The organism is Thermococcus sp. EP1, assembly GCF_001317345.1.
Lineage (GTDB): Archaea > Methanobacteriota_B > Thermococci > Thermococcales > Thermococcaceae > Thermococcus_A.
In genome coordinates, this window is record NZ_JXCG01000027.1 from 1 (window position 1) to 2,569 (window position 2,569).

The following is a 2,569-nucleotide window of genomic DNA, read 5'->3' on the forward strand; positions in this document are numbered from 1 at the left end:
AACTTGTATAATGATTTCTACACCCCCCAAAACCCCAAAAAGAACCAGAAAGTGAACTAAAGCTATGGCCATAAATCCAATTGCAACTGACTTTTCTTCCACACTTAAAAGGGCCATTCCCACAAAATATGCTCCCATCAGAAAAAAGAAGAGAGAAACAATAGGCTTAATTCTCATTTTCATGGCCTCCTAGTCATCTCACAACTTTCCAAAGATCATTAAAATCCCAAACAGGATAAAAAGCAATCCTGCCCCCTTATGAATAACCTCTAATGGCAAGGCATCTCCAATTTTGTCTCCAACAAAGGCTCCTATGAGATTCACAAAGGCTAACCCCAATATGGCCCCAAGAAATGCTTTCATCCACCCATATTTGGAAGCAAATGCCATAGTAGCTAACTGTGTCTTATCACCCAATTCTGCAAGAAATATCGCAATAAAAACATAAAAAATTTCCTTCATTTGTTATCACCCTAAATAAAACTAATTAAAGAGCCTCAAGGGCCTTTTTCATCCGTGATATTGCCTCCAATAGATTTTCTTGTCTTGTAGCATAGCTTATTCTTATGTATCCCTCACCATTGGGACCAAATGCCGTTCCTGGAATTACTACTACTCCAGCTTTATCTAAAAGCCATTCTGCGAACTCTTCACTTTTCATTCCAGTCTCTTTTATATTAGCAAAGACATAAAATGCCCCCTTAGGTTTAAATGCCTTTATGTATGGAACTTCTTTCAACTTCTCTAAAACAAGATTCCGTCTCTTCGCGTATTCTTTTTTCATATTTTCTACAGCCTTCCAGCTTGCTTCTTCCCTAAGTGCAGCAACACCAGCAATCTGGACAAATGAAGCAACATTTCCAATGATATAAGCATGGAGCTTTATCATGTCTCTGATGATCTCTTCAGGAGCAATTGTAAAGCCCAAACGCCACCCAGTCATAGCAAATGTTTTTGAAAAACTGTTTGCAAGTATTGTGTTATCTGGAGCATACTTTATCATCGGTATATGCTTTGCCCCATCATAAAGGAAATGCTCATACGGTTCATCACTAAGAATATAAATGTTATAGTCTTGAGCAATATCTGCAATAGCCTTAGCTATATCTTCATCTAGAGTTGCCCCAGTAGGATTGTTTGGGTAGTTGAGAACTATCATTCTTGTTTTCTTGGTGATCAGCTCAAGGAGCTCATCCGGGTCAGGTTGGAAATCATTTTCCTCTCTCAGTGGCAATCTAACAGCCTTTGCCTCTGCTACCTTTGCATCTTCAGCATAACACACAAATGCTGGATCAGGAATTATCACTTCATCCCCATCCTCTAATAAACTCTCAAATGCAAGATAAGTGGCCTCATAAGCCCCAGCAGTTATGAGAACATTTTGAACTGGGATCTCAATGCCATGATGATCAGCATAATACTCTGAGATTGCATTCCTTAATTCTGGGACCCCTGCATTAGGAGTATAATGAGTCCACCCTTCATCAAGTGCTCTTTTTGCAGCATCTTTTATGTTTTGAGGAGTATCAAAATCGGGTTCACCTATCCCCAAAGAGATTACATTTTCCATTTTCGAAGCTCTTTCAAAGAGCTCCCTAATCTTTGACCTTTGAATTAGATTTATACGATTTGCCACAAAATACTTGTGCTTCCTATAACGCATGATTCATCCCCCCAGATGGCATTTATGAGTGAGGAAGAGTTCTTATAAATTTATCGAAAAGAAAGCTTCAATTTTAGGCACAGAAATACAAAAATTTTCAAAATTATGGTTATGAATACACATGTTAGACAATATTAAAGCACATCCACCAAAGCAGCACGCTCAAAAAGCTCTTTTACTTTTTCTTCCTCACAATCTACAATTGGGAGTTCCTTTGCAGATATTTTTGTGATTATATCCCTCAAATCCTCCTCTGCATGTTCTCCAATGGCCACAAGGAAATTTTCTCCTTCTTTCGCTCCAACTTGTGATATGGCATCTTTTATCTGAAGTGTTCCACTTGCTCTCAGGAGAATTTCCCCCTTAACAGTCTTGGCTTTATTTGTGCCTCTTTCAAAAGATTTTAGTGCTAATATTGTAGCAAATGTTACTTGTTCCCAACATTTAGTATTCAATATCTGAACATTATTAGGAAGTATTTCAAAAATTGAAGTAATATTTTCAATCAGAATTTTTGCAATTACAATCCTCTTATTATTGTATCTCAGCACTTTCATTACATCCCCCAAAAGTGATTTATTCGTTATTTATTAAAGTTTTTGTTTATACAGAATTGTGTAGTCATTTAAAAAATTTAATTTTACGGCCTATTTTTTAAAAATTTTTTGAAATTAATAATATGATAGTATTAAATCACAGACAAAAAGTATTTAACTAATTAAAACAACATATTCATTAGCTACGCTCATGTATAGGTGAGACTACCATGGCCAAAATGAAAATCATCAGTGTACAATTACCACAAGGACTCATAAATGCCCTTGACAGTTTAGTTAGGAGGGGAGTCTACCCTAACAGAAGTGAAGCAATTCGAGAGGCCATCAGAGAACTAGTAAAAAAAGAACT

At 36.6% G+C, this 2,569-nt stretch carries 4 protein-coding genes; 1 reads left to right on the plus strand and 3 read right to left on the minus strand.

Features of this window, described 5'->3' with window-relative positions; all coding sequences use genetic code 11:
• Positions 1–198: 198 nt before the first annotated feature.
• The 3 genes from EP1X_RS09850 to cgi121 form a co-directional block, all read right to left on the minus strand.
• Entirely contained in the window at positions 199–462 is a 264-nt protein-coding gene (locus EP1X_RS09850) for a TMEM165/GDT1 family protein (RefSeq protein WP_055284067.1), read from the minus strand.
• A gap of 25 nt (positions 463–487) precedes the next feature.
• Positions 488–1,663 carry an aminotransferase class I/II-fold pyridoxal phosphate-dependent enzyme gene (locus tag EP1X_RS09855; protein WP_055284069.1) on the minus strand — a complete coding sequence of 392 codons (1,176 nt, stop codon included), beginning with the start codon at positions 1,661–1,663 and terminating at the stop codon, positions 488–490.
• Between the two features lie 134 nt (positions 1,664–1,797).
• Positions 1,798–2,220 (minus strand): KEOPS complex subunit Cgi121, encoded by a 423-nt coding sequence (gene cgi121 / locus EP1X_RS09860; RefSeq protein WP_055284071.1) that lies wholly within the window; start codon positions 2,218–2,220, stop codon positions 1,798–1,800.
• Between the two features lie 209 nt (positions 2,221–2,429).
• On the opposite strand from cgi121, the gene EP1X_RS09865 reads away from it, so the two are divergent.
• A partial coding sequence (locus tag EP1X_RS09865; RefSeq protein ID WP_055284073.1) for a ribbon-helix-helix domain-containing protein occupies positions 2,430–2,569 on the plus strand: 140 nt, incomplete at its 3' end.